Raw genomic sequence first — 2,388 nt, forward strand, 5'->3', positions numbered from 1 at the left:
CCTTATCAGCATGACCGATCCCCTCGGTCGTGTCTGGTGGCAGCAATACGATGATAATGGCAATGCGGCATGCTTTATTGCCCCCGATGGCAGCAAAACCACGCTGACGCGTAATGAATTCGGCCTGGTTATCGCGGCTGAAGACGATGAAGGGCATAAACGGACATGGGAATATGACGAACATAAGCGCCTGAGCAAACTGTTTGATGAAGAGAACCGCAGCCTGCGGCTGGGTTACGACAGCCATGACCGCTTGCAGCGGCTGGCCTCGGGGGGCGGCGCACTGTGGCTGTGGGAATACGATCGCCATCATCGCGTGGCGTTAAGCGATCGCCCCAACAACAGTCTGGAACGATTTCGCCATGACCGCCACGGTAATCTGACCGCGTGGACAGATGCCCGTGGTGTGCAATGGTCTATCGAATACGGGCCGTTTGACCTGCCGGTGGGGCGTATCGACGGCGAGGGAAACCGCTGGCAGTACCGTTATGATCCCGACAGCCTGCAATTACTGGCAGTCATTAATCCGCAGGGCGAAAGCTACCGTTATACACTGGATGCAGACGGGCGGGTGATCACCGAAACCGACTATGCCGGTACACAGTGGCACTATGCCTATGATGGCAACGGTAACTGCATTGAAAAACGGGATGCGTTAGGCAATATCACCCGCTTTGAGTATGATGCTGCCAGCCGCATGACGGCCATGCACACCCCCGAAGGCACCACCACCTACGGTTACGATATTCTGGGGCGTTTGCTGGCCGTCACAACGCCTGACAGTACACCGCTGACGTTCGAATACGATGATAAAGACCGCATCGTGAAAGAAACGCAGGCACACGGCGACATCCAGCGTGATTACCCGGACAGCGCCACCGTCGAAAGAACACTGCTCACCACCGATAATCAGGGCTGGCGGGCAAAAACCGAAGCCAATAAAGTCGGTGAACTGCGGCGAGTCAGTTTCAGCGGTGAACATACACTCAGCCTTGAACGGGATGACGACGGCCATGAATGGCACCGTCAGTCGGATAAAGGTTTTATTCTGCGGCAGGAACACTCCCTGATGGGGCAACTGACCGCTCAGCGTGCCGGGCGTAACACGGAGTTTTTTGAAGCCCATGAAGTGGCCGATATCCCTCAGCCGACACTGGCGGGACTGGCTCGGGAATATCGCTACGATGCGGCACTCAATCTGGTGGCCGCAAACGATGAGCGGCAGTGGCTGCGTTATGTGGTGAACGGCAACGGGCAGGTGACGTCAGTCAGTGACGGCGAGCGGTTGCGGGAGCATTATCAATATGATACCTCCGGCTACCCATCGCGCCGTTTTGATGGTCTCAATGAGATAGACGGCGAACGGCTCTACCAGCAAGGGCACCGGTTACGGCAGCTCGGCCAGCATTTATTTGAGTATGATGATGCCGGGCGAATGACCGCCATGCAGCTCTGGCGGGACGGTTACCGCCCACAGCTCACCAAATTCCGCTGGAACAGCCAGAACCAGCTTGTCGGCGTGCTGACCCCGGACGGGCAGCAGTGGGATTATCGCTACGATGCCTTCGGGCGGCGCACCGAAAAAGTGTGTGAACGGTCGGGTGAGCGCACAACCTACCTGTGGGATGGCGACGTGCCGGCGGAAATCCGGGAATACCGGCACAACCGGCTGCACTGCATCCGCCATCTGGTGTTTGAGGGCTGGCAGTTGCTGGCGCAGCAGGTACAGTTCTTCACCCCGAACCCGGAAAACCGCAGTGAACTGATCGCCGGGAAAATTCAGACGCAGTATGCGGTGTGTGCGCCAACGGGCGAGCCGCTGGCGTTGTTTGATGCCGCGGGGCACCGGGTCTGGCGCCAGCCGCCGCAGAGCCTGTACGGGCGGCGTCTGAGTGTGCCGGGTGAAAATTCGGAATTGAATCCGGGGTTACAATTCGCCGGCCAGTGGCTGGATGAAGAGAGCGGGCTGGTCTACAATCGGTTCCGGTATTACTCGCCGGTGGCGGGTATGTATCTGACTCCCGACCCGCTGGGGCTGGCTGGGGGATTTAACCCGTATTCTTATGTGCATAATCCGACGGGATTTATAGATCCGTTAGGACTGGCAGGGTGTAGTTTAACTAAAGTTAATGCACGGGATCATGACTATGTTTTGAAATTAACCGGTTCTGTATACCCACAAACATTCAGACATATAGATGAGGCAATAAAAGCAGGTCATCCATATATTGTTACTATACAAAGGGAGACAGCTAAGTTAAATCGTAAGCTTAGTCTGAAAGATGTAAAAACCAAAAAAGGCGCGGATCGTGACGAATGGCCTATGGCAATGTTCAAAGAAGGTGGTCATGGTGCTAGTGTAAGATATATATAGCAGAATCAACATAA

1 protein-coding gene is annotated in these 2,388 nt (G+C 55.6%); it reads left to right on the forward strand.

Annotated elements, in window-relative coordinates:
* Positions 1–2,374 (forward strand): RHS repeat-associated core domain-containing protein (locus tag ABLA76_RS14890; protein WP_348988514.1); only part of this gene is annotated, 2,374 nt, incomplete at its 5' end.
* Positions 2,375–2,388 lie beyond the last annotated feature (14 nt).

The sequence above is a fragment of the Xenorhabdus sp. SGI240 genome (assembly GCF_040081915.1).
Lineage (GTDB): Bacteria > Pseudomonadota > Gammaproteobacteria > Enterobacterales > Enterobacteriaceae > Xenorhabdus > Xenorhabdus bakwenae.